This is a genomic window from Candidatus Flexifilum breve, assembly GCF_016713355.1.
Genome location: NZ_JADJPI010000011.1, coordinates 306,552 through 331,932 on the forward strand (window position 1 = coordinate 306,552; position 25,381 = coordinate 331,932).

Below are 25,381 nucleotides of genomic sequence, written 5' to 3' on the forward strand. Positions count from 1 at the left end.
ATTGGGATGTGTACGACGATTTCACCGGGCGTGGAGCCACCCCGCGCGCTCCACGATCCGACGCTGCCCGTGACGCTTTATGACACGCTTGTGCCGCTCGATCACGAGGAACAGTACGTCCCGAATCATCTGGACGCAGACGGAACGGTGCATTTCTTCGCGGCGGTCGATGTGTCCAACGAACCGGACGGGGGCGATCTGGCGCATGAGCTGCGCTACTTCCGCGCCGCGCAGACCGACGATGGGCGACTGGTGCATGATGCGCATCCGGTCATGCCGCTGGACAGCCGGGGCGATTATGCCTTTCCGCGCCAGACGCTCGAAACCATGTTGATGGACGGCGATCTCGACAACGCGCAGGAACTCGCCTACCAGACGGCGCGGTCGCACGGACTGGCGTTTCCCGAACCGGAGGCGCTGCCCGCACTCAAGACGGGCGTGGACTACGCCTTTGAGGTCGGCGTGGGCGATGACGGCGATCCGGCACTGGAAGCGGTCAAGCGTTGGCGTGAAGGTGCGCACGATCACGAAGTGCGTCAACCAATTGCGCAGTACGGCATGAGCGAAGAAGCGGCACGCGATCAAGCGGAACTGGACGACGTGCGCGAGGCGCGCGGGCTGGAAGCGGCGCTGAACCTTGCCGAAAGCATGGCGGTGTCGAGTGGTGCGCTCCACGATGGGCGCGCCGATCCGCGCTTCTTCACCGACGGGCCGCCCGACCCGTTTACCACCAATGCCGAGCGCGAGCGGACACTGGATGGGGACACGCAGCGGCTCACGCCGGTTGAACCCGATGCGGCAGTCGCCACGTTCGAGGAACGTTTCGAAGACTCAGCCTACCACCTGCTTCAGCCCGTCGATCCGACGGTTAACTACTCGTTTGAGGTTATGCCTGCTGATCCGTGGACGCTGGAACTGACGGCGGACAAGTGGTGGCTGGAAGCAAATGGGCACGTCGGTCACGAGGGGCAGACGCTCAAGACCTACTCGCTGGAGTCGTATGAGTGGGAGCGCGAAATCGAGCGCGAAATCGCGGCGATGGATCGCGAGAACCTGCACCGCACCTATCAGGATGAGGGGTTGGAAGCCGCCATGCGGCGGGCGGAAGGGATCGCGGTGGCAAACGGGGAACTGAATGCAGAACGCGCTGACGGGCGGTTGTTCACGGACGGACCGCCCGACCGCTTCACGACGGCGCGCGAGGCGGAACTGGTGGAGCTGGACGATACGCTGGTGGGTGAACCGCTCCGCGATATCACCAACGACGAGACGGCGGAGATACCCGGCGTTCGCGTCCCTGATGCGGACGAACCCGAACCGGGGAGTTGGGACGAATTGGTCGCGCAGCAGCGCGATCGCGTTGAGCCGGAGCGGGAACAGCATTACTGGCAGATGCACTATCGCCCGGTCGAGACGCCGGAGGGCGAGCCGCTGGGGACGGCGCTGTTCGTGACCGAATTCCCGCAGCTTCCGCCTGATTTCGACGACTACATCGAGGCGAACGGGATGGATGATTCGGTCTATCCGACCGAGGCACGCACGCTGGAGATGGCGCACTTTGCCAATGCCGATGACGCGCACAAATTCGAGACGGAGTTTCGCTCGTATCTGGTGCCGGGGCTGCTCGACGGACCGGAACTCGCACCGGAGGTGGCGAAGCTCGAAGGACTGTCCGGTGAGTGGGAAGACATGGATTATCGCGGGATCGTCGATTATATGAGTAGTGATCGCACCGTCGTGCGCGAGGTAGATGATTGGCATCTGCACAATCCGAATGCCGAGCGTGAGGTACAAGCTCAGTTCGAAACAGATATTTCCGACATCGATCGGTAGTTAAATGCCCGGAGTTTTCCGGGCATTTACAGTCCGGAAAAAGTGTCTGGTTTGGGTTCCCTATATAGCACTTATTTCGGGTACTGAGATTGTTGTGAATGCTTGTGAATGGTATTCTTTGCCTTGAAAATTTGAATAGCTAAACTGATAGGTCGCAATGGACATTCACAGCAATCCAACCATCCCTTCACACCTCCAATCCGAATATGACAGTATGGTGGTTGCGCTCAATAGCGCCGTGACAGATGCCGAATATGGGATGGTTTTCCCCCGTTTAGCTGAATTATATACAGCAAGTAATGCACACACCCTAATATACGGACTACTCATTGAATTTCTTGGACGTTCTCCGTCCCATGCAGAGCGCATCTTTGAACTCGTCAATCAAAATTCTGATGATCCTTCACTGGAACATACTCGTTTTCGTGTAAAGCGCAGCAAAATATACCGAGAATTGAACCTGGCTCGGACTTACCTTGAATACGAAACTGTCTTCTATAGTTTGAAGGATTTGCTATTGCTTCAACCCACTGATGATGGGTTACATGAATTGCTTGGTCGATTAGCAGACATGTCTCCAAAGCATATTGCGAGAATTAATGACCTATATACCCAGTTACATGGACGTGAATTCCGGGAGTCTAGGCCCGTCGTTACCTTGCCCTCGAATATTGGTTTTCAGGTCCGACGTCTACTTGCAATGGCGCAATCGATTCTCAGAATTGGGAACTATGAACGAGCAATTGAGTTGTGTAATGAAGCAGAGTCTCTTTTGGCAGCAGAACACCTCCCGATTATAGAGGATGTTGTAATACTGAGAGATACTGCCCAAACTTTACTTAAACGACGACAGGAATTTGGGTCTGCCATGAACATGGTATATGAAGGGGATTGGGTTGGCGGGCTCGCAATTTTCGATAAGGCATTGGCGGAGTTTCCGAATGATGAAATGTTTGTTGAAGGTTCCCGCCGTATTAGGGTCGCTTTAGATCGAGAGCACAATCTTCCAAAAAGGTTTCACGAGTTGCAGTCGCCATATAAACATCGAAACGAGCTACAGGCGTTAGCAACTGAATTGTCAGAACTAGCTGCGCTTTTCGGAAGTGAAGCTAAGCCAACGAGCAGGCAACGGGATATCTTGAAGACTATCCGCGATTTTCTAGATATCCCTATACAAGCTCAAGCGGAGTCGGCGTTTGGCTCACCTCTGACCGAGACGCAGTTCAAATCCGACATTTTTATGGTCATGCCGTTTTCTCGACCCTTTGATGCCACTTTTCGCGAAGTAATTGTCCCGACAATCCAAGCTCAGGGTTTATCAGTCAAACGGGGCGATGACTTCTATTCAAAACACTCGATAATGCTGGAAGTTTGGTCTGCGATCTGCAATTCCCGAATCATTTTAGCGGATTGTAGCGGAAGAAATCCAAATGTCTTCTACGAGCTTGGGATCGCTCATACACTGGGTAAACCCGTGATCATGCTGACTCAGAGAGTTGAGGAAATCCCTTTTGATTTGCGCCATCTCCGCTTTATTGTTTACGATAACAATAAAAATGGTTTGAACAAGCTAAAATTGGAACTTGCTAGCGCAATTCAGCAAGTAATTCAGAATCTAGAACAAGGTAAACCTTTCTATACAACTGAAAAGCTGAATGCCGCCGGGCAAGCCAAGCTTCAGTCTGATGGAGACGCCGCTACCTTTTCTGACAGCACGTTTCTATCAAGAGCCTCTTTGAGCCGACTTCTGAAGATATTTCGACCCCAAAAATGAATTGGCTATCGGGTAACTTGTCATTGATAGACCTCCCATTGATATTGTTTGTCTACCCTTGCTCGCACATGGTAGTATGAACCTACTTTATCACTTGGGTACAAAACGCGTGAGTTCTCAAGAGAAACAGATCAACGAGAATTTCGCTTCGCTATCTCTCTGTAGCGGGTGTGACCTTCCTCTACCCGTAAATGATCTGGGCTTGTGTGATGGCTGCTATGCGAAGCTGGAACGCGATCTGATCCGGATGCGCGATTGGGAGTATTCGTCAGAGGCGTTCGGAGTACCAGACGAGCAGCAGCTTGAAGCCCTGCGAGATCGCGTCATTCGTGAGTATGGCGCTGCCTATGAACTGCTTGAGCAGCCGCACGAGTACAAGCCCAAGAACAAGCGCAGCAAATCCCGTGCAACTCAGCGTAAGCGCGAGATTGCCGCCCAAGCGATACGCGAATACAGCACCGAGGACGTGTTGCAATCGGCATACGATTTCATTCAGGCGCAGACTGAACCCTGGGTCAATTTCAGCCGAGTTTCGCAGCACCTGTATGAGCGGTTCTACCATCTCAAACCGAAGCGGTTAGGTGCGCCGGGGAAGAAGTACAAAAGTCTGCTCAAGTTCATCGCGGATTACCCGGATCGGTTTCAACTGCGTTCCGAACCGGATCAGCGCGGTGTGTACTGGATACGGTTGAGCGACGACTAAGTTTGCTCGTTCAGCCGGTCACGCAGCGCTTTGCTGGCGCGCACCGTGATCTGACGAAAACGGCGTTTCGACAGCAAACGATTGGCAGTACGTTCAATCGTCTGCACATCAATGACGATGAAATGTTCCAGCTCGACCCGCCCCCCGTTGACCAGTTCCTCCGTCCACACCTCGACCAGCGTCTCCAGCATCAATTGTACATCGCGGTTCTTCAATCGTGTCCGCCGTCCTATTTCCTGCACGGTCGAGTTTTTCGTCATCGTCATGGTGTCATCTCCAGCTTCGCTGCCTTGCGTCGGGCGCGCAGTTCATCAACGGTGACCATTTTCACTTTGCCGCCCGCCTGCTGTTCGGTCTTTGCTTTCACTTCCGCCAGCTTTGCCCGTGCTGCGATCTCGATGGTTGATGGCCCGCCTGCGATCCCTACTGCTTTAGGGACTTCGGCAGCTTCCGGTTCAGGGTCGTCGAAGTCAATGCCGCGCTCCAGCAGTAGCGGTTCGTTCCCCTTTGCTCCGTTCAAGCGCCGTTTCCAATCATCGCGCTCGTAGAAGCGCGTCAGCCGGGCGTTCAGAATGACCTGCGTCGCAAAGCCCGTTTCGACATAACGGGCGAAAATCGTGCAGTTGCCCACCTGCGGTGTGATCACTTCATCGACCGTCAGCAGAGGTCGCTGGCGGAGGTGGCTGTTCGGATCATCCTGATTGGCGTCCGTCGTCGCCGTGCCGCTCGCCTTGCTATAGAACTCCGCTGTGTCCGCATCGCAGCCGCCGTAGATCACCTGCGTTGCCAAGCCCGTGAACAGCGCCTGTGTCCCTTCGCGTCCGTACAGCATCTCGAACTGTCCCTTGGTCTGTGCGCCGATCAGGATCGAGATGCGCCGCTTGCGGACGAGGTTCACATCCGCGACGAGGCTGTCGAGCTTGCCGAGCGTGGGGAACTCATCGAGGATCACGCCGACTGGAACGGGCAGCGGACCTTTGTTGCGTTCGCCGATGGTATCGAGGTCGAGCATCAGCTTGCGCAGCGTCGCGCCGAGATACGACGCATACACAGCGCGCATTCGCCCCGGACAGGTCAAAACTACGACGGTGGGCTGCTCAACCACCAGTTCGGCATCGAAATCGGATGCCGAGGTGTTGGCACGCACGTCGATGGAAGCCCATCCTGTGAGCGCAGTTGCCAGTGTCGCAATCACGTTCGACGCGACCTTACCGTCCGATCCCACCGACGCAATGAAGCTGTTGGCGAGCAGTGCCGCATCATCCTTTTTTGATTTGAGTGCCTTCGCCAGCGCTTTCACGTCGTTCATCGCGTTGTAAATCGCGCCGAGATTATCGAAGCGGATCAGGCAGGCAGCGAGCAGCGCGGCGGCGCTGTCTGTCCAGAAGCGGTTGTCCCCTGCTGCCGACGGCACCAACACATCAGCTATCGCGCGCGCATCGGATACGTTGTCAATCCCCTCTGCGAGGTTGTAACGCGGTCCGGCGGCACTGGTTGGGTCATGTACGACGACCAGGTGGCGCGTAACAGCAGCGTACTTGAGAATGTGCGTGGTGATTTCGCCCTGCGGATCAGCGACGACGAGCGAATGCCCGGAGAGCATCCGGTCGGCGATCGCGGGCAGGATGATGCCCTGTGTCTTGCCCGAACCCGGACCGCCCAACGTCAGGATACCGCGCGCCACATCCTCACCGCCCAGACAGAACTGCCCGGTTCCGACGTCGAGCCGCCGCTTGTTCTCGCCCCAAAATGCACCGAGGAGGATCAAGCCTTCGGGATCGGGACGGCGAAAACGGCGGTACTCGCGCAATGTGCAGAAGTGGGACGACCCCAACGCCCCGCGTTTGATCATCGGCGCGCGCAGACGGTCGAGTTTCTCGCGCAGCCAGCCACCGTTCCGCACCAGGCTGTGCAGTCCTATGGCGGTCATCATCAGCACAAACGCCAGAAATACTCCAAACAGGAACAGACGCATCGTGTTGATGCCCGTCGTCGCGCCCACAAGCATTTCGATCAGGTCGCTGGCATTCGAGCGTCCGGGCTTTACCGCCTGATCGCCAAGCAGCATCAGATAGGCTGTCGCTACCGTAAGCAGCACAACGGCATAAGTTACAGCGAGCAGGACACGCTGCACCCACGAGGCATTCGCGCCTTCAGCGTTAGTTCGCCGTATGCTGGCTCCAAGCGAAGTCGCAGTAATCAGCATCACCATTGGCGTGCAGCAAAGCAGCGGAAAGAGTAGTCCAGTGAGCGCGTCGCGCCCATCAGTGAACAACCAGTAAATCATGAGCGCTCCTCCTGGCGGGTGTTGCGCCGCCCAATCCACCAGCCGATCAGCGCGGTGACGAGTAGCGTGAGATAGATGCCTTCGCCGTTGGGTAACTTAAAGATGCGTCCGATGGCTGCCCCTGCCAGCACGAGCGTGACCAGCGTGAACAATCCAAGCCAGTGATAGTTCCGCATTGCGCCTCCTAAAGGGAGAAAAAGTCGTCCAAATCGATCTCATCGTTACGCTGCACGTCTGCTTGGGGTTCTTCGCGTAACGGTCGCCAGTCAATCCCGCGCTCGTCGAGCATGTCGGCGAAATGTTGGCTGGCGATTTCACGAAACAGGCGGTCATGCCCCTTCGTCGCATTGTTATAGACCGGCAGCCGTTCAGCAGTGGACGGCACGGTGCCAGGCAAAACGACATGCGTGTGCATATGTTCCTGCGGCGGTGTGCCGTTCTTGCCCTTTGTTTTCGCCGTATGGGCGACATAGCTGTATTCCGGGACATCGAAGCCCCGCTCGGTGTAGTAGTCCTCGACGACTCGCTCAGTCAATTCGTAGAGGAGGTCCCGGCGCTCATCCTGCTGCACCAATTCCATCAGATCAGGCGCAGGGGAGATGACCCATGTCCACGCGAGGACATGCTTGCTTTGCAATGCATCGCAGTTTCGGTAGATTTCCCCGTGTGAGACGCCCATGCCCCGATCCTGCCAGCGTTCGTAGTCACGCGACTTCGCGAGATGGTTGTTGCGCTTATCCCGAAACTGCAAATATTTGAGCGTGGCTTTCAGTCCTTGTCGCCCAGTGCCACGCCCCATGCGTTTCGGACCCTTGTAGGCGAAATCGACCACGATGATCGCTTTACTCATGGTCATCCTTCAGATCGCGCACCGCTTCGATCTGCTGCATCAGGGTTGATCCGTCCTTCTTGGCAGCGATGATGGCATCCTCGATGGCACTGTCGTCGGCAAGGATGGCGGTCAGTAGATAGATGAGGATGTTCATCTGAAACAGGAGCGACCGTTCGAGGCGGTCAAGGCGCAGTTGCAGCGACTTCTGAAAGTGTCGGCGGCTGCCAACCATATCGGTTTGTTCGTCGAGGAACAGGCGGATTGCTTCACGGATGAGATGGGATTCCGTGATGTCGCGTCCGTGTTTGGCAGCAATCTGTGTAAGCAGCGCGTGCATTTCCTCTGACATGGCGATGCTGCGCTTGATGTTCTTTTGGGGCATAGCTTCCCTCGCGCACAATAGGCTCTCTTCATTGTGCGAGAGCTGCTGTTTCGAAAGACTGGAATCGTCCAGTTTTGGGTTGGGAATCTTCCATCGAGTGTGAAATGGTGGCGGAACTCGTATCTGCAATGCAGGAGTTAGCGAGGACCCACGCGCCATAATGCTTTTTCGGACGCAGCCCTGCGGGGTGCGTCCGGTGAATGCGACGTGTCGCATTCACGTTCCCGCCGGAACCCCGAAGGGGTCGGCGGGGTGGCGCGCGTGAGCGCGGCACATAGCCCTCACCGGCGCATGAGGTGACCAGCTTTTAGCTGGCGATACGCCTTCGCCGCCACAAAACTGGGCGACGACCCGCTGATGCGACCGCTACACGGTCTGCATTGCGCGGCGAGGGCGTATTCGGCATCGCGAAGCGATGCTGGCGCTCCTGCAAGGGAGCGCCGTGCGCCACATAGCACGACAGTAGCTTGGTTGGAACGCTCATGTCGTTCCTCTTGCTGGTGATGCAAATGGCGGTGTAGATCGGTGTCGTGAGTGAGGACGCGATGTTATAATAAACGGGTGCTGGCACACATCACGCGAGCGTGACAATGGGTATTTCTATCTGATCCAGACTGAATCATGAATGCCTACGTCCGTTTTCTTGCATCGCAAGCGCTCACGTATTACCAGGTGAGCGTTTGTTATTATTCTGAGAGCATAGCTACATGTTTGATCTTGCATGGCAAGACTTGAGTCGCCTGTTGCAGCTTCAGCTTCTCATCGCACGCGCAGGACAGCGCGACTCGCTTCAATGGTGGGATGACGAAAGCCTCACTTCAAGCGGAGCGTATGTCGTTGAGCGGGTTTTTGTAGGCGCGCCGCAGCTCACCGCACAGCGATTGGCGTTGCGAGCCGCCGCGAGTCGTCATGCGGCTGCGTTGGCTGATTTCTACACGGCAACGCACCTTTTTCATCTCGATGAACAACGCCAGACTGAACTTGCACTCCGTGGCGTGCGCCTGCCGTCGGAAATTGACCTTCAAACTCCCATTTCGGATATGACAGCCTTTCACGACCGGCTGCTATCCATCGTCGGGACGCCGCCGAAGTTTGAGCCTGCTGGAAAAGTTGGACTGAACAATACACAACGCATCAGGCTTACCGTGAACGCATCCACTATCTTGGAAAAAGCGGTAGCGCTGGCTTGGGCTTATACAGTAAGCAAGGTGGGGCACCCTGTGTTCCCGTATTTTATGGAGCGATCGTAATGCAAAACGGCACTAAACCGAAATATACCAGCCGGATTATCAAGGCGAGTGCGCTCCTTGCTGACACCAAAACGCTGCTTGACGCATGGAATCCCGATCAGACGACGCAGGCAAACCTTGAGCGACTGCGCCAGCAGAACATCTTCGGAAAGACGTCTCGCAAGCGTGTGGACGATGTCATGCGCATCTTTCGACAGCGATATTTTGACCAATCAGAGATTGGCGCGATGTTGGTCACCTTGACCCACAATGGCGCGCCGACGCAGTGGATTGACCCCCTGCTCTATTTCTTCTCCGCGCAAAATGATATGACTCTGCATGATGTGGTCGTCGATTCGCTTTATGCGCGAAAGTCAGCGGGATTCGTTGATTTGCCTTTGGTGGTTGTACAAAACGCTTTGAGTAGTTGGGTTGGCGAAGGAAAGACAACCTCAAGCTGGAACAACGAGACGATTGAACGAGTCGCACAAGGTATCATGGCGACACTACGGGACTATAGTGTGCTAGAGGGCAAGCTCAGTAAGCATCTCAACCCGATTTACTTACCGCTCCAATCCTTTGCACTGATCGCTTTCTGGCTCATGCAAAAACTCCAGTCCGGCAAGTTGGTGCTGCACAGCGACGAATGGCGCTTGTTCTTCCTCGATGTGCCCGCTGTAGAGCGGCTGTTCCTCGAAGCGCATCAAGAGGGGATGCTGACATATTACGCTGCCGGTTCCGTCGTTCGCCTTGAATTCCCCGCAGCCAGTCTTGAGGAGTATGCCCGTGCCTTCCTTGAAAGAGCGCGTTAGCCAGCTAGAGACCGACCTGCGCGCAGCTCCCATGCGCCATTATGTTTACAGTGACCTGCCATTTGCCATCTTCTGCTATCGACCGGAGCAGGAATGGGAGATGCGCAGCCAAATACGACTGCTCAAAACGCGCATCGAGAACGAACGCATCCGGCAGGTGACGACTATTTCGCTGGCAGATTTGTTGTGGGAATCAATCGACACGAGCGAAGGACTGAATGCCGTCCGGTCGCTTGAACGCGACGAAGGTTTTCTTGCCGCGCAGATGCAGGTGAATCGCTATTTATCGGATCGGGACTGGAGTCCGCTGTGCGAGCTGCTGAAAACGCCGCTGGATCGGCTTTCGCCGCAGACACACCTCGCCTTCATCGTCCGCGCCGGCGCGCTGGCACCGAATGTTTATCGTGTATCCAAACTGCTTGACGAGATGAAGGGGCGCACGCGCGTTCCCTGCGTCTTATTCATGCCAGCGACGACCGAGGGACAGGCGAATCTCAAGTACATGGGCATCGCCGAAAACGAAGCACGCGGCAGCTATCATACGAAAGTCTATGCAGAATGACCCTGACCGATTTACAACGAAAAGCTATTCATGACCTCGCCCTGAGCGCGCGAGAACTTCTGACGAAAGATACGAGAGAACATCTTGAGGGTGTGTATGGCTTGACCGCCAACGGACAGCTTGAACCCGTCGCTCGGCTGCCGCAGGTGCGCGAAGATCCCGAATCCGCTGAGACCTATCGCCGCCTCGGTCAGTTCTTGGATGACGAGGAACGCGCCGGACTGCCTCGGTCGGAAGCGGTTGAAAAGCTGGTGCGCGAAGCGGCGTTCACCCACCTGAACCGCCTTGTCGCGTTCAAGATGATGGAAGCGCGCAAGCTGATTCGTGGGACGTTGGACAAAGGGCTGAACTCCAACGGCTTCAAAATCTATCTCGTTGAGGTGGAACATACGACCATCGGCGACGATGCTGCTTATCGCCGCTTCCTGCTGTGGCAAGCGGGACAGATCGCCCAGGAAATCGCTGTATTGTTTGACCCGGATACGCTGGCAAGCCGACTTTTTCCGCGACCACGTGCCTTGAGTGTGCTACTGGAGAACCTGAATCAGCCCGACATGGACGCCTGCTGGAAAGCGGACGAAACCATCGGTTGGGTGTACCAGTTCTTCAACGAGCAGGAAAAGAAGGATGTTTTCGAGGGGCTGAAGAACAAGCGCAAAATTCGGCGGCAGGACATCCCGGCTGCAACGCAGTTGTTCACACCCAATTGGATCGTGCGCTTTCTGGTGCAAAACACGCTCGGACGGACGTGGGTGCAGATGCATCCCGATACCCGCTTGATGGGAACTGACCTGCTGAATTACCTCGTCCCGCTGCAAGGCAACGTGCCTGCCGAGCCGCTGCGCCCCGTCCGGGAGATCACGCTGCTCGACCCGGCGTGCGGTACGATGCATTTCGGACTGGTCGCGTTTGATCTGTTCGCAGCGATGTATCAGGAGGAGATCGACCGGGCGGGTGAAGACGGTTGGTTGGAAACCCCTTCCCTGAGCGATTCGTCCGAGATTGCTGCCGCCATTGTCGAACACAACCTGTACGGCATCGACATCGACCTGCGCGCCGTGCAGTTGAGCGCGTTGGCGCTATACCTGAAGGCGAAGGCGCTCAACAAGAACGCTCGCATCACTGACAGCCACCTCGCCTGCGCCGACGTGCTGCCGCTCAACGGCTCCCGTTTGGGGACGTTTCTGCGTGAAGCGCAGTTCTCCCCGCTGACCGAGCGCCTGATCAAGACGCTGTGGGAGCGACTGAAAGATGTGAATCAATTCGGGTCGCTGCTGCGGCTGGAACGCGAGATCGACACGCTGCTGCACGCGCGCGGTGAAACGCCGATGCTGGCGCGTATGGAGGCGGGTTTCGGCGCTGACCTCTCCGACGAGGATTTCTGGGCGGTGGTCTACAACCAGATCGTCAACGGCTTGAACGAGTTCGCCAAGCGACAGGCGGAAACTGGCGCGGACATGCGCTTCTTCACGGGTGAGGCGGTGAAGGGGCTACGCCTGCTGGATGTGACACTGCGCCGCTATGACGTGGTGGTCGCCAACCCGCCCTACAGCGGCAAGCGCAACTTGAACGACACACTGGCAGGCTTCCTCGATGAGCAGTACCCCGACACCAAAGGCGACCTGTACGCCGCTTTCATCGAGCGTTGCGCTGAACTGCTCGAACCGAGTGGTCGCTTGGGAATGCTAACCATCCACTCGTTTATGTTCTTGTCTTCCTATGAAACGATGCGCAAGACCCTGACGGATACGATGACGATTGAAGTCATCAACCACATGGGGACGCGCACATTCATGGATTTGAGCAACCCGAATGCACAAGGCTTTGTCGGATTTACGTTGCACGCACGCAAACCATCGCCTGAAACGTTAGTGAATGCCATTCGATTGACAAACAGTGTGGGGGGTGATGGTAAACGTGAAGGTTTTGAACATGCTCTGGCGACGGGTGCAGACTTCTATCACGTGGTACAGCGCCACTTTGGTGATATCCCCGGCGCACCGTGGGCATATTGGGTGCGGGAAAACATTCGTAGTCTCTTCGCCACACTACCTAAGCTTGTAGAAATTGCGCCACCGAAACAGGGTCTGGCTACCGCTGACAACTTTCGCTTCCTACGGTACTGGTGGGAAATTGGAAAGTCAGAAGTCCGATATGAATGTCACGACACAAGAGCAGCTTCATTAACAGGGTTGAAGTGGTTTCCTTACATGAAAGGTGGAGATTATCGAAGATGGTATGGCAATCAAAACAATGTAATCAACTGGTCTAATGATGGAAAAGAGATCAAAGCTTTCGAGCGCGCAGTAGTACGAAACGAAGGGTACTATTTCAAAATTGGAATCACTTATTCGTTTTTGACCTCGGCTACTTTTAACGCACGGATTTCTCCTGGCGGATTCATATTCGACGTGGCCGGATCATCACTATTTCCGCAAGACATGCCTCTATTATTGGCTATATTCAATTCGGAGCTTGTGAATTACCTCCTCAAACTGATCAATCCGACAGTGAACTTTCAAGTAGGTGATCTTGCTCGATTGCCTATTGCTAAAGAGTCTCGCTCCGGACTACAGGGCATGATAAAACAAGCGGTACAACTGGCGAGAGCATCTGTTGTTGCGGTTGAAAGTGCACCCGACTTTACTATCCTTCCGACCATGGCAACTGATAGTTTAGACTTCGGTCATTCCTTAGCTGAGCTTGAAAGTCGAATAAATCGCACAGTATATGACACATATGGAGTCGCCCTAGAAGATCGCGCCGCGATTGAAGCGGAATTGGCGGGCGAGTCGTTCGCGGCGGATGAAGACAGCGAAACCGCCGACACAGGTGACAACACAGGGGAAGATACGCCGGAACCATCATTGTCACGGGAAGAACTTGCCGTGCGCTGGATCAGCTATGCGGTTGGTGTGGTGTTGGGGCGCTTTCAGCCGGGTATAGCAGGTGCGCTCGGTCGAGCAGTGTACAAACGTGAGGATTTCGCCGTCGGCAGCCTGCCCGCGCCGGATGAAACAGAATTTGATCTGCTGGTCGGGACGGCGGATCGCTTCGCCACCATCGATGAGGAGGGCGGGCGGCACGTCTTCCCCGCTGACGTTGAAACTGCGCTCCGCAACCTCGCCGTGCCGGATGGAATCACCGTGCTGGACGAGGGACATGAGCGCGATCTGCCCGCGCTGGTCGAACGGGCGCTGTCGCTCATGCTCGGCGATGCGGCGGCGGACGAGGTGATCAAAGTGGGCGCGGCGGGGGATCTACGTAAGTTCCTCGGAAAGGATTTCTTCACCGGCTGGCACTTCAGATGGTATCGCAAACGCCCGGTCTACTGGCCCCTACAATCCGCTAAGCGCAGCTATGGATTCGTTGTGTTCCACGAGCGCATTAGCAAGTACACTTTATACAGCTTACTACGCGACTACCTCGATTACCGAATTAACCGTCCGCGAAACGCAATCGGTGATCTCGAAGCTGATCGCAGCAAATATACAGGTAAACAACTGCGGGAACTGGAACGCAAGATCGAAGCACTGACGGGCGAAGTCGATGAACTTGCCGAATTCAGCAAGACGATGGAACGAATCGCCAACGAGGGTTATCAGCCGGAGCCGAACTGGATCGACGACGGCGTGATTTTGCGCCTCGCTCCCCTGTTGGAACTGCTGCCAATCTGGAAAGCGGAGCCGAAAAAGCACTGGGAGAAGCTCATAGCGGGCGACTTCGACTGGAGTCACATTGCCATGAAGTATTGGCACGACCGCGTGCGCGCCAAATGCCGGACGAACAAGTCGTTCGCAATCGCGCACGGTCATGAAGACTGGTTTGAGACACACACTTAAGCGCGGAGGATGCAATGCGGATTATACGCGATCTTTTTCCGGCGGAACGGCTGGATCGCCCGATAGAAGAAGTCATCAAGCTGGATCAGCAGGAAGAAGACACCGTTCGGCACGAGATTGAGGAATACGTCACGACCGAACGCATTCAAGAGGCGTATGAGCGTTTCCTACGCGAATACGGGGATGGCTTGGCGAACCCGGATGAGCGCGTTGGTGTATGGATTTCGGGCTTCTTCGGCTCCGGCAAGTCGTCGTTTGCCAAGAATCTCGGCTATATCCTGCAAAACCGCGCGCTCGGTGACCGATCCGCCAGCGATCTCTTTATGGAGCGCGTGCGCGAAAGCCGCAGTGACCGCGCCCGACGCTTGGATGAGATGATCCGCTTCATCAATGCGCGCATCACCACGCGCGTCATCATGTTCGACGTGCGTCTGATCGCGTCGCAAGGCAGCGAACCGGTTCACCAGTTGATGTACGCCAAACTGTTGGAAGATCTCGATTATGCAGGCGACCTCGACATCGCCGAGCTTGAGATTGAACTGGAAGGCGAAGGTCGTTTAGCCGAATTCGTAACGACCTCCGCGAGGCTTTTCCGGGGAGAAGTGGGCAGACCGCGTGAACCGCATCCTGTCCCGGTCACGCTGGGTGGTGTGTCGCAGTCCGATTACGACGTGTGGGTCATGATGCGCAAGGGCGCACAAGCCTTTCAGCGGATTGTCGCCGTGCTGCGCGAGGTGTCGCCGGGTTTGTACGAAGGCACCGATTCAGCGGCGCTGCTACGAGGACGGGCGCAGCTCAACATTGATGTGCTGGTGGATCGCACCTTTGAACTCGCAAGCCGCCGCGCTCCGGGTCACGCCATCGCCTACATCATCGACGAAGTGGGGTCTTACGTCGCGCTCAGCGTCAACAAGATCGAAGACCTGCGCAAAGTCGTCGAGCATTTCGGACAGGAAGGCGCGAACCGTGTGCGATCAGGTCGAGCGGTCGCGCCGGTCTGGGTGATGGTGACTTCGCAGGAAAAGTTGGACGAGGTCGTGCAGGCGATTGACGATAAGCGTGTGGAACTGGCGCGCTTGCAGGATCGGTTCGCTATCAAGATCGACATGTCCCCGTCGGACATCCGCGAAGTCGCCAGTTTGCGTGTCCTCAGAAAGACTGATCCCGGCGCGCGTCATCTCGGCACAGTCTATGACAATTACCACGCGCAGTTGAAGTCGCATACGCGGTTGCAGCAGCAGGCTCCAGTCGTCGAGGTCACGCGCGAGGAGTTCATTCAGTACTACCCCTACCTACCCCAGTTCATCGACCTATCGATCCAGATCGTCTCTGGGCTGCGCAGCCAATCCGGGGCATTCAAACAGTTGGGCGGCAGCAACCGCACGATCATCAAACAGGCGCATGAAATGCTGGTCAGTGAGCGGACTGGCGTGCAGGGGCTGGCGATCGGCGAACTGGTGACGCTCGACCGCATCTATGATCTGGTCGAGGGCAATCTCAGCACCGAAAAGCGGACCGATATTGCCGATATTGAACGACAGTGGGCGGGGCAAGATTGGGTGATCCGGGTCGCGAAAGCCATCGCGCTGCTCGAATACATTCGCGGTGTGCCGCGCACGGCTGAAAACATCGCGGCGCTGCTGTACCAGCGGTTGGGCGATGATTCAGCACTGCCCGATGTGCAGGCGGCACTTGAGGCACTCAGCGAGGCGGAATTCATCCGCCAGACGGACACCGGCTGGAAGCTGCTCTCGCTGCAAGAGAAAAGCTGGGCGGTCAAGCGCAGCAGTTTTAGTCCAACGCCGCGTGATCGCAACACAATCCTTGAGGAGCAGCTGCGCTCGATCTTTCAAGATAAAGCGTTGGCGCGGTATCGCTACAATGATCTGCGCACGTTTCAGGTCGATGTGCGCTGGAACGACCGAGTGATCGTGGACGGTCGGGAGCAGATTCCGCTGGCGCTGGTGGTATGCGAGGATCACGACGAACTGGTGGCGCGCCGAGATGAGATCATGCCCGACACGCGCAACGAGCGCCACCCGTATCACAATCGCGTCTTTTGGATGTTCATGCTTAATGAAGACATTGACGAAGTGGTCGCTGAACTGTACCGGTCACGGCGGATGGTCGGCGAATACGAAGGATTGCGCTCACAGGGTAGCCTGAACGCCGAAGACACCAAGAGCCTCGCCGACGAGAAAACGCTGGCGCTGCGCTATGAAGAACGCCTGCGTAATCTGGTGATCGGTGTGTTGGAAAATGGCGAAGGCATTTTTCGCGGCGTGAGCCGATCCAGCGCAGTGCTGGGCAGACGCTTGAGCGAAATCATGAATAATTGGTTCGCCTATGCTGTGCCGTTCCTATATCCCAAGCTTGAACTTGGTGCGCGGCTGCTGCCCAAGAAGGGTCAGGAAGCGGAAGACATCCTCAAAGCCGCGAACCTGAACGGGTTGTCGCCGATTTTTTACGGTGGCGAAGGCAACCTCGAATTGGTCAGGAAAGATGAGCGAACGAGCAAGTGGGTGATCAATCTGGAAGCGCCGATTATCCGCGAAATCAAGAACTATCTCGACAGCGAAAACTCCTACGGCAATAAAGTCACGGGGAAGTCGCTGGAAGGGAAGTTCGGTGGCATCGGCTATGGTTGGGAGCCGGAAATCCTGTGGCTGGTGACGGCGACTCTCCTGCGCGGTGGTGCCATTGAAGTCACCTATCAGGGGCGCCGCTACCGCAATCACCTTGATCCGCAGGCGCGCGCACCTTTCACCGGGGCGAATGCGTTTCGTTCCGCGTCGTTCGCGCCGCGTAAAGCGCCGGACTTGCAGGTTCTTGTTACGGCCGCGCGTCGTTTTGAAGATTTGACGGGCGACGAAGTGGATGTCGAAGAGAGCGCGATTGCGAACGCCCTGCAATCGCTGGCGCGCACTGACCTAGAGCATCTATTGCCGCTGGAAGCGACAGTGCGGGCAAACCACATCGATGCCCTGCGTGAAGATTTGCAGGAGTATCGCTCGACGCTGGAAGAGATCATCAACAGTGCTTCCGATGATGTCGTCAACATCCTCGCCGGCGAGTGGAAGACGTTCCAGGCTATGCGCGAGCGGATTTCAGCCATCTGGAAAATGCTGGATGAAGATGGTCTACGCCACCTCACGCGCACCCGGATAGCAGTGCGTCGTATCGCCCCGATGTTGGGCGCAGAAGGGATTGATGGCGAGGTTCAAGCGGCAGCGCAGACCTTGGAGACCAGCCTGCAAAATGGAGATTACTTCGATCCCGCAATGCGTGGGACGATCAATGAGGCGCTGGCGCTCGTCGAGACGGCTTATGCCGATGCTTTTGTTGTGCGGCACACCGAACGCAAGAACACGGTTGCCGAGGCGCTCCAACAGATCAGAAATCATCCGGCATGGGCGGCAGTGTTCCCCAATGCCGCTGCCGGGAATCCAAATCGCGAAGAGCAGGCGCTAGAAGAGGAACTGCTCAAACCGTTGGTTAGCCGCGGTGCGCTGGATACGGCGCTGCCAGATGTCGTGACCTTCGATGAATCGCAGCCGACGCTGGCACAGATGGCATCCGATATCGCCGCTGTCGACCGCCTGCGCGCAGATATTTCGATGCGAATCCAACGACTGGCTGCCCCTCAGGAACGAATCGAGCGGGTGCGCCTTCAGGACATTGTGAAGGGACAGACCTTAGGCGACGAGGCTGATGTCGAGGCGCTGCTGGAAGAAGTCAGAGACGCGCTGCTGGAGCTTATTCGTGCTGGCGTCAAGGTCGTACTGGAGTAGCGCGATGCCCGACATTCAAATTCTCAGCCCGCGCCAGACGTTTGAAGACAACATGCGTCCGGCGCACCTGCTCCTGCGCGTGTATCGCCTGCTCGATTCGAACGACACTATCGCCAGCGATGGTGATATGGTCACCAGTCTCCGCAGCGTTGTTCAGGCGACTGCTGGAGAAGAACTGCTGCTGATCTATAACGAGTTGTTTCTTGGGTTGGTACGCGAACGCGCCCAAATGCACATAGCGACATTCAAGCAGAAGTCGCTATGTCATTTGCTCAGACAATCGGTGGTTGCCTCATGCACAGCACTAGATACTTATCTGCCAGCGCTCCTCCGAACGAATTTGCCTATTCGCATTCGTATCCTTGGACGTACTTTTCTTCGCCCAGGTGACGAAAGCATCAAGCAGCAGTTCAAGGATTTGTCATTTGACTTGGACGAAGTCCTTCGATTGCTGGATGATCCAAACGCGGCTGAATACTTGTCCACTCGCATCCTAAGTCAGACAAATTTCAGTTATTTGAGCAGCAAACGAGGCATTCATGTCACGGCGGCTTTGTTGGGTGTAAGCGCACCGTGGGAAGCTCTTGCAACACATCTCGGGCGAGACAAGAAAGAACTGTCAGATACGCTCGAACAAACCACGAGCAGGCGCAACGATATTATTCACCGAGCTGATCGAAAGCAGACAGATCCCGGCGGAGATGCCCAAGACATCACATATGCTTGGGCGAAACATGCGGTGGACACAATTGAGAATATCTGCCTTGCATTAGATGAACTAGTCAAAACACAAGTGGAAGAACTATCAAAGGCAGTGGAATAACGAGATAAATGGACAAAGCCCTACGCAACCTGCTGTACAACGCGGTCGTGAACTGCCGCCGCCTGCTGGAAACGGATTTCCGCCAGCAGTTGGAAGGCGTGTACGGCATTCGCGCCGATGGTCAGGTGACACCCGTCGAGGCGCTGCCCAACCTTGATGCCATTGGTCGCGCCGAGCGCGCCGCCATCGAGACCTTCATCCAGCATGAGAGCCATGCCGGATCGAAGGAAGATGACGCGCTGAAACGCTATGTGCGCGAAAGCGCCTTCACCTGCCTGAATCGTCTGGCGGCGCTCAAACTCTTTGAGCATCCTGAGCGTGGCATCCTCATGCAGGCGGTCGGCGCAGGCGATCAATCGAAAGGGTTCACGCAGATCAAAAGGGTCGCGCCGGAAGCCTTCCGCGCCGAATCGGACGGCGGCTATCGGCTGTACCTCGAACTGCTGTTTGAAGACCTGTCGTCGATCGTCGGCGTGTTGTTTGACCAGACCCTACCCACGGCAACCTTGTTTCCCAGCCAGCCCTGCCTGATCGCCGTGCTGGACTGGCTGAATGATCCGGCGCTGGCGGAGGCGTGGGCGGAAGACGAAACGATTGGTTGGGTGTACCAGTATTTCACCCCCGGAGAGCTGCGCCAGACTGCCCGCGCAGAGTCCGCCGCGCCACGTAACCCCTACGAACTATCTTTCCGCAACCAGTTCTACACGCCGCGCTATGTGGTTGCATTTCTGGCAGAGAACACGCTGGCGCGCACCTGGTGGCAGATGCGCGACGGCGATACCACGTTGGCGCACTCCTGCAAATATCTCATCACGCGCATCGATGATGCTGACCGCCTGCCCAAGCGCGATCCGCGCACGCTGCGCATCCTTGACCCGGCATGCGGCAGCGGACACTTTCTGCTCTACTGCTTCGACCTGCTGGAAACCATCTACGCCGAAGCCTACGACGATCCTGATCTCGGTGATGCGCTGCGGGCTGAGTTTCCCGACGCGGCGGGTTTCCGCCGGGAAATCCCGCGTTTGATCTTGCAGCACAACCTGCACGGCATCGACATCGATCTCCGCGCTGCGCAGATTGCGACCCTAGCCTTGTGGCTAAGGGCGCAGCGTAGTTACAAGGCGCTCAAGCTCAAAATGAAGGAGCGTCCGCGCATCGACGGCATTCACATTGTGGTCGCGGAGCCGATGCCCGGTGAATATGACCTGCTTGGCGCGTTCGCCCGTGATCTTAAGCCGGCGGCGCTGGGAACGATGCTGTTCGACGTGTGGCAAGAGATGAAACTAGCAGGCGAAGTTGGCAGCCTGCTCCAGATCGAGACGGCGATTAAGGCGACCATTGCCAAGACGCGCAAGGCGCTAGAGGCTCTGCCGGAAGCCATTCAGCTCACATTATTTGGACCCGAAAAGCCGCAGCAGTTGACGCTGCCGTTGAAGCGGGGCGATCTCGATGATGTCGCTTTCTGGGAAGATGCCGAAGCGCGCGTCGTGGCGGCGCTGCGCGACTTCAGCCATGAAGCTTCGCTGGATAACCGCGTGCTGCGCCGCCTGTTCGTTGATGATGCGATTCAGGGGATGGCGTTCATCGATCTGCTCGTGCAGCCCTTCGACGTGATCCTGATGAATCCGCCGTTCGGTGCATCGAGCATCGGCGGCAAAGCCTATATCGAGGCGCACTATCCGCGCACCAAGAATGACCTGTACGCCGCGTTTGTGGAGCGCGGGCTGGAACTGCTGCGACCGGGCGGCTACCTCGGCGCGATCACCAGCCGCACCGGGTTTTTCCTGAGCAGCTTCCAGAAGTGGCGCGAAGAAATCCTGCTGCAAGAAGCGAACTTCATCACGATGGCGGATTTAGGCTACGGCGTGCTGGACACGGCGATGGTGGAGACCGCAGCCTACGTGATGCAGCGCAAGGAGGCGAATGATGGCTGAAGCGGTGTTCTTCCGGCTGCTGCAAGTGGATGTGGAGGACAAACCCACCGCACTTGAGGCGCAGGTTGTTGCACTTAACGACGGAGATGATGCAGAGAATTCATTTTCTATAGCTCAAAGCATCTTTGAATCCATACCGAATAGTCCTTTTGCATACTGGGTTAGTCCAAACGCGCTCAACATTTTCGCTGAAGTGCCTTCCCTTGAGAATGAGGTGCGATTTGCTCGGCTCGGTCTAACAACACTGGATGACACAAGATTTCTCAGACTGTTTTGGGAGACTTTGCCTAACGACCAAAACGTGATTTGGTACGCTTTTGCGAAAGGCGGGAGCTTCTCATTCTATTTTGCTGATGTAGCTTTGGTGCTGGATTGGGAAAATAGAGGAAAGCGCATTCGAGATTATCTTATTAACGAGCGACATGAAGTGCCTTCCAGACGTATTCGCAGCGAAGAAATGTACTTTCGCCCTGGACTAACTTGGTCGCGCCGATCCCAAAAAGGACTCAGTCTACGAGCGTTACCAGCAGGGTGCATCTTTGCAGATAAAGGACCCGCCGTTTTCGTTGCAAATAACGATGTGAAAACTCTGCAAGCCATGCTCGGTATCACCAACTCGACAGTGTTCAAGATGCTGGTTGAACTGCAAATGGCGTTCGGCTCGTATGAAGTCGGCGTTCTTCAACGCACGCCCGTTCCCGACTCGTTTGCGGACGAACTTGCGTCGCTCGCCCGCCGCGCGCACGACTTACAGCGTGAACGTTTCTTGAGTGACGAAACGACACATGTATTCCACCTGCCCGCGCTGGTAGCACTGAGCGGCGATTCGCTGAATGCAGCGTCGGTGACGCTAGCGGCACAGGCGGATGAGCGGACGCAGCAATTTGCTGCTGTGCAGACGCAGATCGACGAGATCGTGTTCGACCTGTATGGCATGAGTGATGAAGATCGCCAGTTAGTCATGCGCGAGATGGGGACAACCGTCACCGCGGAAGATGTGATCGCGGAGGAGGACGAACCGGACGAAGATGACGAAGCCACTGCACCGAATGACCTGCTCGCGCAGGTGTTGAATCTGCTCATGTGGTGCGTCGGTGTGGCATTTGGTCGATGGGATATACGTAAGGCGCTCGATCCGTCTCTGTTCCCGCCGCTGCCCGAACCGTTCGATCCACTACCGCGCTGCGCTCCCGGCGCGCTCATGAACGCCGACGGTCTACCCGCCGCCCAAGCGGATGTACCAGGCGACTATCCGCTCCCGATTGCGTGGGAAGGCATTCTGGTCGATGACCCGGCGCAGGAAGATAATCCGCAGTCGCTCGACATTGTAGCGCGGGTGCGTGGCGTGTTGACTTTGCTATGGGGCGAGGATCGCGCCGATGCAGTCGAGGCGGAAATCTGCCGCGTGCTGGAAAAACCAGATCTACGCGCTATCTTCCGCGATGCGCGTCAGGGGTTGTTCGCCTTCCACATCAAACGCTATTCCAAGAGCCGCCGCAAAGCGCCGATCTACTGGCTTCTGCAAACCGGCGCGCGCAGCCCCAACTATGGCATGTGGCTGTACTACCCGCGCATCGACAACAAAACGTTGTTCATCGCTGAAGACATCGCCTACAAGAAGATTTTGCGCGAGACTGACCGCCTGAATGATCTCAAGCACGGGCTTGAGGCGCTGGATCGGAAGCAGCGTAAAGAGCGCGATGCCGAAATCACCGCGCAAACGCGGCTGGTCGATGAAGTGACGGGCTTTCACAGCAAAGTACGTCAGTTGGCGAATTTAGGGCTTCCACCTGATCATAATGATGGCGGGCTGATCAGCATCGCACCGCTGCATGAACTCGTACCGTGGAAAGAAGCTGCTGCGATGTGGACGAAGCTCACACGCGGCGAATATACGTGGAGTACGATGTCGCAGCGCATGAACGCGCGCGGCTTGATCACGGGCAAGGGTTGAAAACACGATGGGGATTGTCACCGATAAACTGATCGCGCTGGTTCGGGCGCAGGTCGCCAAACATGGAACCGTCGTTTGGTATGACCCGGACGGCGCTTATGCCGACGTAGCAGCGGCCCTCATGCCCGATCAGGTGGGGGCAGCGCATATGTTTCGCCACACGCCGCGCGAAGGCTTTTTTGCGCTGCGCCACGAAATCGAACAACACTGGGGACGCCTCGATCTGAATGCTGCGCCGCGCCTGCTCATCTATGTCCCGCTGGCGCAGTCGAAGGCTTTCCACGCGCTGATCGAATATGAAGTGGGCGGCGTGGTCATGCAGCCCGATCAGTCCCCACCAGAATGCAACAGCGCTTTGCCCGCCCTTGCGCGCGCTGCACTGGAACCCATTTTCCCGGATGCGCGTCTGGCGCAAATCGTGGACGAAACCGCCGCCGGGAAGCTGTCGCTGGCAGAATTGGATCAAATTGCTGAACGCGGCGCGGATGCCCAGACGGGAACGCTGGCAGTCGTCTTTGGCACGGGAAATGCAGCCGAGGTCATGCTGCGTTTCCTCAGCGATGAAGCGCTTGATGTAAAAATCACCGAGCGTGGGGCGCTGCATGACGTGGCGAAAGTTTTCACCGATGCGTTGGGGATCGACTTCAACGGTGTCCCGGACCCGAAAGGATTGCGCGCACGGGCTGCGCGCCAGGTGCTTGCGACCGACTTTTTCGAGGCAACCGCCGAAGGACTGACCTCTCCGATCCCGCTTGCCAAGCAGCCAGTCGCCCGTGCTGCGGCAGTCGAACTCGCCCGTCAATGGCGCAATCGCCGCGACAGCGCACCCGCATACATCAAGTGGGCGGGGCAAATTCAGACGGAACTCAGCCTGAGTGCTATCGAAATTGGGGTGGATGCCCTTGCGCGCTCTGAAACCTTCCCGGCTGCCGAGACTCGCCTGCAAGTTCTGATCGAAGAGGCGCTGCTCAAGCGGGTATCGACGCCGTTCCTCGACCTGGTACGCACGCGCATCGGCGGGTTCTGGTCAATGCAGAAGCCAGAGATCAAGACGCGCTGGGAGGTCATCCTGAATGCCGGGCGGGTGCTTCAGGAAGCCGGGCGCATTGAAACTGCGCTAAAGGGTAAGCAGTGGACGGCGAGCAAACTGTTTGCCGAGTACGTCTACGGGGATAATGCTTGGTGCGGTCTGGATACGGCTCATCGCCATCTCGAACGCGATGTCCACCGCTATGATCTGAATCCTGAACAACATGCGTCACTGCAGCGGCTCATCGCGCAGGCATCCGCGCAATATGCCGCCATGATCAACCGCCTGGCTGAACTGTTCGTGCCAGCCTACAAAGATGAGGATTTCACACTCGCCGATGTGCAGTTACAGGCTGACATCTATCGCAGCTTCGTTGCCGAGCGCGTCCGCAAGGGGCGGGTCGCCTACATTCTGGTCGATGCGTTTCGCTTTGAGATGGCGCGCGAGTTTGTAACCCTGCTCACTTCAGCAGAACCGGGCTGGGGCGTTCAGATTACGCCTGCTCTGGCAACGCCGCCCACCATCACCGACGTGGGTATGGCGGCACTGATGCCCGGCGCGGAAGATGGGATCACGCTGACATTTGAGAAAGGCGCGCTTGTCCCGCAGATTGGCGGAAAAGCGGTGCGCACGGCAAAGGCACGAATGGAACGCATCAAAACGGCGGTCGGTGCTGAGATCGTCGAGACAACCCTAGATGAGATCGCCCGCTGCGAACACCGGCACTCAGTCGTAAGCTGGCGGAGGCTCAGGTCGTCGTCGTGACCGCTTCCGATGATATCGACGGTCTCGGTGAAAACATGCCGCAGAAAGCGCGTCGTTCGCTTGATGATGTCTTGAGCCTGCTCAGGCGTGGGCTGTCAGCCTTGGCGGCGGCTGGAATCCAAGAAATCGTCGTGACTGCCGATCACGGTTTCATCCTTGCGGATCGTCTGGATGATGGTCAGAAGATCGATGCGCCGGGCGGCGATCAAGCGTCGCTGCTCAAGCGGCGTGTGTGGGTTGGAGTGGGCGGAGACAGTCACCCATCAACCATGCGGACTCCCCTGTCGGCGTTTGGGATCGGCGGCAAGCTTGAATTGGTTACTCCGGTCGGTCTGGCGGCTTTCAAAGTGCAAGGCGGCAACGCGGAGTACTTCCACGGTGGGCTTGCATTGCAGGAAGTGGTTATTCCGGTGCTGGTTGTGTCACCCGTTGGTGCTGTAGCAGAAGCACCGCCCGCTCTGAAGTGGAACCTCACCCTCGGAAGCGCCAAGATCACTTCACCGTTTGTCTCGGTCGCTATTGATGCCGTCGCTAGCGAACTGTGGTCGTTCGAACCGCCGCTCGTGCGCATCGAGCTGCGCAGCGGAGGTCAGGCCGTATCCGTTCCCGTCTCAGCAACATACGGTTTCGATGATGCAACGAAGGATGTTAGACTGAGAATTAGTGATGCGGTGACACGCAGCATTGAGACAAACACGGTGACAGTACAATTGACAGAAAAATCTATCGCAGCAACCGATGTCTGTCTGCTGAATGCAGTGACGGGCGCAGTGCTGGCGAACATACCGAACATTCCGGTTAGCTTAAACCTGTTTGAGTGAGGTCTGA

19 protein-coding genes are annotated in these 25,381 nt (G+C 56.7%); 13 read left to right on the forward strand and 6 right to left on the reverse strand.

What is annotated here, in order from left to right:
• Positions 1–6 precede the first annotated feature (6 nt).
• From IPK17_RS13180 to IPK17_RS13190, 3 genes are all read left to right on the forward strand, one after another.
• On the forward strand, positions 7–1,833 hold the full coding sequence (locus IPK17_RS13180; protein WP_343418154.1) for a hypothetical protein: 1,827 nt from the start codon (positions 7–9) through the stop codon (positions 1,831–1,833).
• 157 nt (positions 1,834–1,990) lie between these two features.
• Positions 1,991–3,607: a hypothetical protein gene (locus IPK17_RS13185; protein WP_343418155.1), complete on the forward strand. Its 1,617-nt coding sequence runs from the start codon at positions 1,991–1,993 to the stop codon at positions 3,605–3,607.
• 202 nt (positions 3,608–3,809) lie between these two features.
• Complete coding sequence (locus tag IPK17_RS13190) at positions 3,810–4,310, forward strand: hypothetical protein (protein ID WP_343418156.1); 501 nt, start codon at positions 3,810–3,812, stop codon at positions 4,308–4,310.
• On the opposite strand, the gene IPK17_RS13195 is transcribed toward IPK17_RS13190, so the two are convergent.
• The 6 genes from IPK17_RS13195 to IPK17_RS13220 form a co-directional block, all read right to left on the reverse strand.
• Complete coding sequence (locus IPK17_RS13195; protein ID WP_343418157.1) at positions 4,307–4,576, reverse strand: HU family DNA-binding protein; 270 nt, start codon at positions 4,574–4,576, stop codon at positions 4,307–4,309. The two genes, IPK17_RS13190 and IPK17_RS13195, sit on opposite strands and share 4 nt — an antisense overlap.
• Positions 4,573–6,597, reverse strand: coding sequence for a type IV secretory system conjugative DNA transfer family protein (locus IPK17_RS13200; RefSeq protein ID WP_343418158.1), 2,025 nt, complete (start codon positions 6,595–6,597; stop codon positions 4,573–4,575). Before IPK17_RS13200 ends, IPK17_RS13195 begins: the two co-directional genes overlap by 4 nt.
• On the reverse strand, positions 6,594–6,773 hold the full coding sequence (locus IPK17_RS13205) for a hypothetical protein (protein WP_343418159.1): 180 nt from the start codon (positions 6,771–6,773) through the stop codon (positions 6,594–6,596). The genes IPK17_RS13200 and IPK17_RS13205 overlap by 4 nt, the downstream gene beginning before the upstream one ends.
• Positions 6,774–6,781: 8 nt before the next feature.
• A complete protein-coding gene (locus IPK17_RS13210) occupies positions 6,782–7,447 on the reverse strand; it encodes a hypothetical protein (RefSeq protein WP_343418160.1) in 666 nt (221 codons plus the stop codon).
• Positions 7,440–7,811, reverse strand: a complete 372-nt coding sequence (locus tag IPK17_RS13215; RefSeq protein ID WP_343418161.1) for a YlcI/YnfO family protein — start codon at positions 7,809–7,811, stop codon at positions 7,440–7,442. The genes IPK17_RS13210 and IPK17_RS13215 overlap by 8 nt, the downstream gene beginning before the upstream one ends.
• Before the next feature lie 307 nt (positions 7,812–8,118).
• Positions 8,119–8,295, reverse strand: coding sequence for a hypothetical protein (locus tag IPK17_RS13220; protein WP_343418162.1), 177 nt, complete (start codon positions 8,293–8,295; stop codon positions 8,119–8,121).
• A gap of 223 nt (positions 8,296–8,518) precedes the next feature.
• Between IPK17_RS13220 and IPK17_RS13225 the strand changes: the two genes are divergently transcribed.
• The 10 genes from IPK17_RS13225 to IPK17_RS13270 all read left to right on the forward strand — a co-directional run bounded on the left by IPK17_RS13225 (position 8,519) and on the right by IPK17_RS13270 (position 25,374).
• Positions 8,519–9,061 carry a BrxE family protein gene (locus IPK17_RS13225; protein WP_343418163.1) on the forward strand — a complete coding sequence of 181 codons (543 nt, stop codon included), beginning with the start codon at positions 8,519–8,521 and terminating at the stop codon, positions 9,059–9,061.
• Complete coding sequence (locus IPK17_RS13230) at positions 9,061–9,852, forward strand: BrxA family protein (protein ID WP_343418164.1); 792 nt, start codon at positions 9,061–9,063, stop codon at positions 9,850–9,852. The genes IPK17_RS13225 and IPK17_RS13230 overlap by 1 nt, the downstream gene beginning before the upstream one ends.
• The gene (locus IPK17_RS13235; protein ID WP_343418165.1) at positions 9,827–10,414 is read left to right on the forward strand and encodes a BREX protein BrxB domain-containing protein; all 588 of its coding nucleotides are present in this window, start codon (positions 9,827–9,829) and stop codon (positions 10,412–10,414) included. The genes IPK17_RS13230 and IPK17_RS13235 overlap by 26 nt, the downstream gene beginning before the upstream one ends.
• On the forward strand, positions 10,411–14,256 hold the full coding sequence (gene pglX / locus IPK17_RS13240) for a BREX-1 system adenine-specific DNA-methyltransferase PglX (protein WP_343418166.1): 3,846 nt from the start codon (positions 10,411–10,413) through the stop codon (positions 14,254–14,256). The genes IPK17_RS13235 and pglX overlap by 4 nt, the downstream gene beginning before the upstream one ends.
• A gap of 14 nt (positions 14,257–14,270) precedes the next feature.
• Complete coding sequence (brxC, locus tag IPK17_RS13245; RefSeq protein WP_343418167.1) at positions 14,271–18,047, forward strand: BREX system P-loop protein BrxC; 3,777 nt, start codon at positions 14,271–14,273, stop codon at positions 18,045–18,047.
• 4 nt (positions 18,048–18,051) lie between these two features.
• Positions 18,052–18,870, forward strand: a complete 819-nt coding sequence (locus tag IPK17_RS13250) for a hypothetical protein (protein ID WP_343418168.1) — start codon at positions 18,052–18,054, stop codon at positions 18,868–18,870.
• 8 nt (positions 18,871–18,878) lie between these two features.
• Positions 18,879–20,804 (forward strand): Eco57I restriction-modification methylase domain-containing protein, encoded by a 1,926-nt coding sequence (locus IPK17_RS13255; RefSeq protein WP_343418169.1) that lies wholly within the window; start codon positions 18,879–18,881, stop codon positions 20,802–20,804.
• 580 nt (positions 20,805–21,384) lie between these two features.
• On the forward strand, positions 21,385–22,758 hold the full coding sequence (locus tag IPK17_RS13260) for a hypothetical protein (protein WP_343418170.1): 1,374 nt from the start codon (positions 21,385–21,387) through the stop codon (positions 22,756–22,758).
• A 7-nt stretch (positions 22,759–22,765) separates the two neighbouring features.
• Complete coding sequence (locus IPK17_RS13265) at positions 22,766–24,553, forward strand: PglZ domain-containing protein (RefSeq protein WP_343418171.1); 1,788 nt, start codon at positions 22,766–22,768, stop codon at positions 24,551–24,553.
• Positions 24,550–25,374 carry a PglZ domain-containing protein gene (locus IPK17_RS13270; RefSeq protein ID WP_343418172.1) on the forward strand — a complete coding sequence of 275 codons (825 nt, stop codon included), beginning with the start codon at positions 24,550–24,552 and terminating at the stop codon, positions 25,372–25,374. Before IPK17_RS13265 ends, IPK17_RS13270 begins: the two co-directional genes overlap by 4 nt.
• The last annotated feature ends 7 nt before the right edge of the window (positions 25,375–25,381 follow it).

Excerpts from the sequence above, each read along its gene's own strand:
- IPK17_RS13230 (WP_343418164.1), top strand. The coding sequence starts at position 9,061 with ATGCAAAACGGCACTAAACCGAAATATACCAGCCGGATTATCAAGGCG.
- IPK17_RS13250 (WP_343418168.1), top strand. The coding sequence starts at position 18,052 with ATGCCCGACATTCAAATTCTCAGCCCGCGCCAGACGTTTGAAGACAAC.
- IPK17_RS13215 (WP_343418161.1), bottom strand. The coding sequence starts at position 7,811 with ATGCCCCAAAAGAACATCAAGCGCAGCATCGCCATGTCAGAGGAAATG.
- IPK17_RS13225 (WP_343418163.1), top strand. The coding sequence starts at position 8,519 with ATGTTTGATCTTGCATGGCAAGACTTGAGTCGCCTGTTGCAGCTTCAG.
- IPK17_RS13185 (WP_343418155.1), top strand. The coding sequence starts at position 1,991 with ATGGACATTCACAGCAATCCAACCATCCCTTCACACCTCCAATCCGAA.
- IPK17_RS13255 (WP_343418169.1), top strand. The coding sequence starts at position 18,879 with ATGGACAAAGCCCTACGCAACCTGCTGTACAACGCGGTCGTGAACTGC.
- IPK17_RS13205 (WP_343418159.1), bottom strand. The coding sequence starts at position 6,773 with ATGCGGAACTATCACTGGCTTGGATTGTTCACGCTGGTCACGCTCGTG.
- brxC (WP_343418167.1), top strand. The coding sequence starts at position 14,271 with ATGCGGATTATACGCGATCTTTTTCCGGCGGAACGGCTGGATCGCCCG.
- IPK17_RS13180 (WP_343418154.1), top strand. The coding sequence starts at position 7 with ATGTGTACGACGATTTCACCGGGCGTGGAGCCACCCCGCGCGCTCCAC.
- IPK17_RS13220 (WP_343418162.1), bottom strand. The coding sequence starts at position 8,295 with ATGAGCGTTCCAACCAAGCTACTGTCGTGCTATGTGGCGCACGGCGCT.
- pglX (WP_343418166.1), top strand. The coding sequence starts at position 10,411 with ATGACCCTGACCGATTTACAACGAAAAGCTATTCATGACCTCGCCCTG.
- IPK17_RS13210 (WP_343418160.1), bottom strand. The coding sequence starts at position 7,447 with ATGAGTAAAGCGATCATCGTGGTCGATTTCGCCTACAAGGGTCCGAAA.
- IPK17_RS13195 (WP_343418157.1), bottom strand. The coding sequence starts at position 4,576 with ATGACGATGACGAAAAACTCGACCGTGCAGGAAATAGGACGGCGGACA.
- IPK17_RS13200 (WP_343418158.1), bottom strand. The coding sequence starts at position 6,597 with ATGATTTACTGGTTGTTCACTGATGGGCGCGACGCGCTCACTGGACTA.
- IPK17_RS13265 (WP_343418171.1), top strand. The coding sequence starts at position 22,766 with ATGGGGATTGTCACCGATAAACTGATCGCGCTGGTTCGGGCGCAGGTC.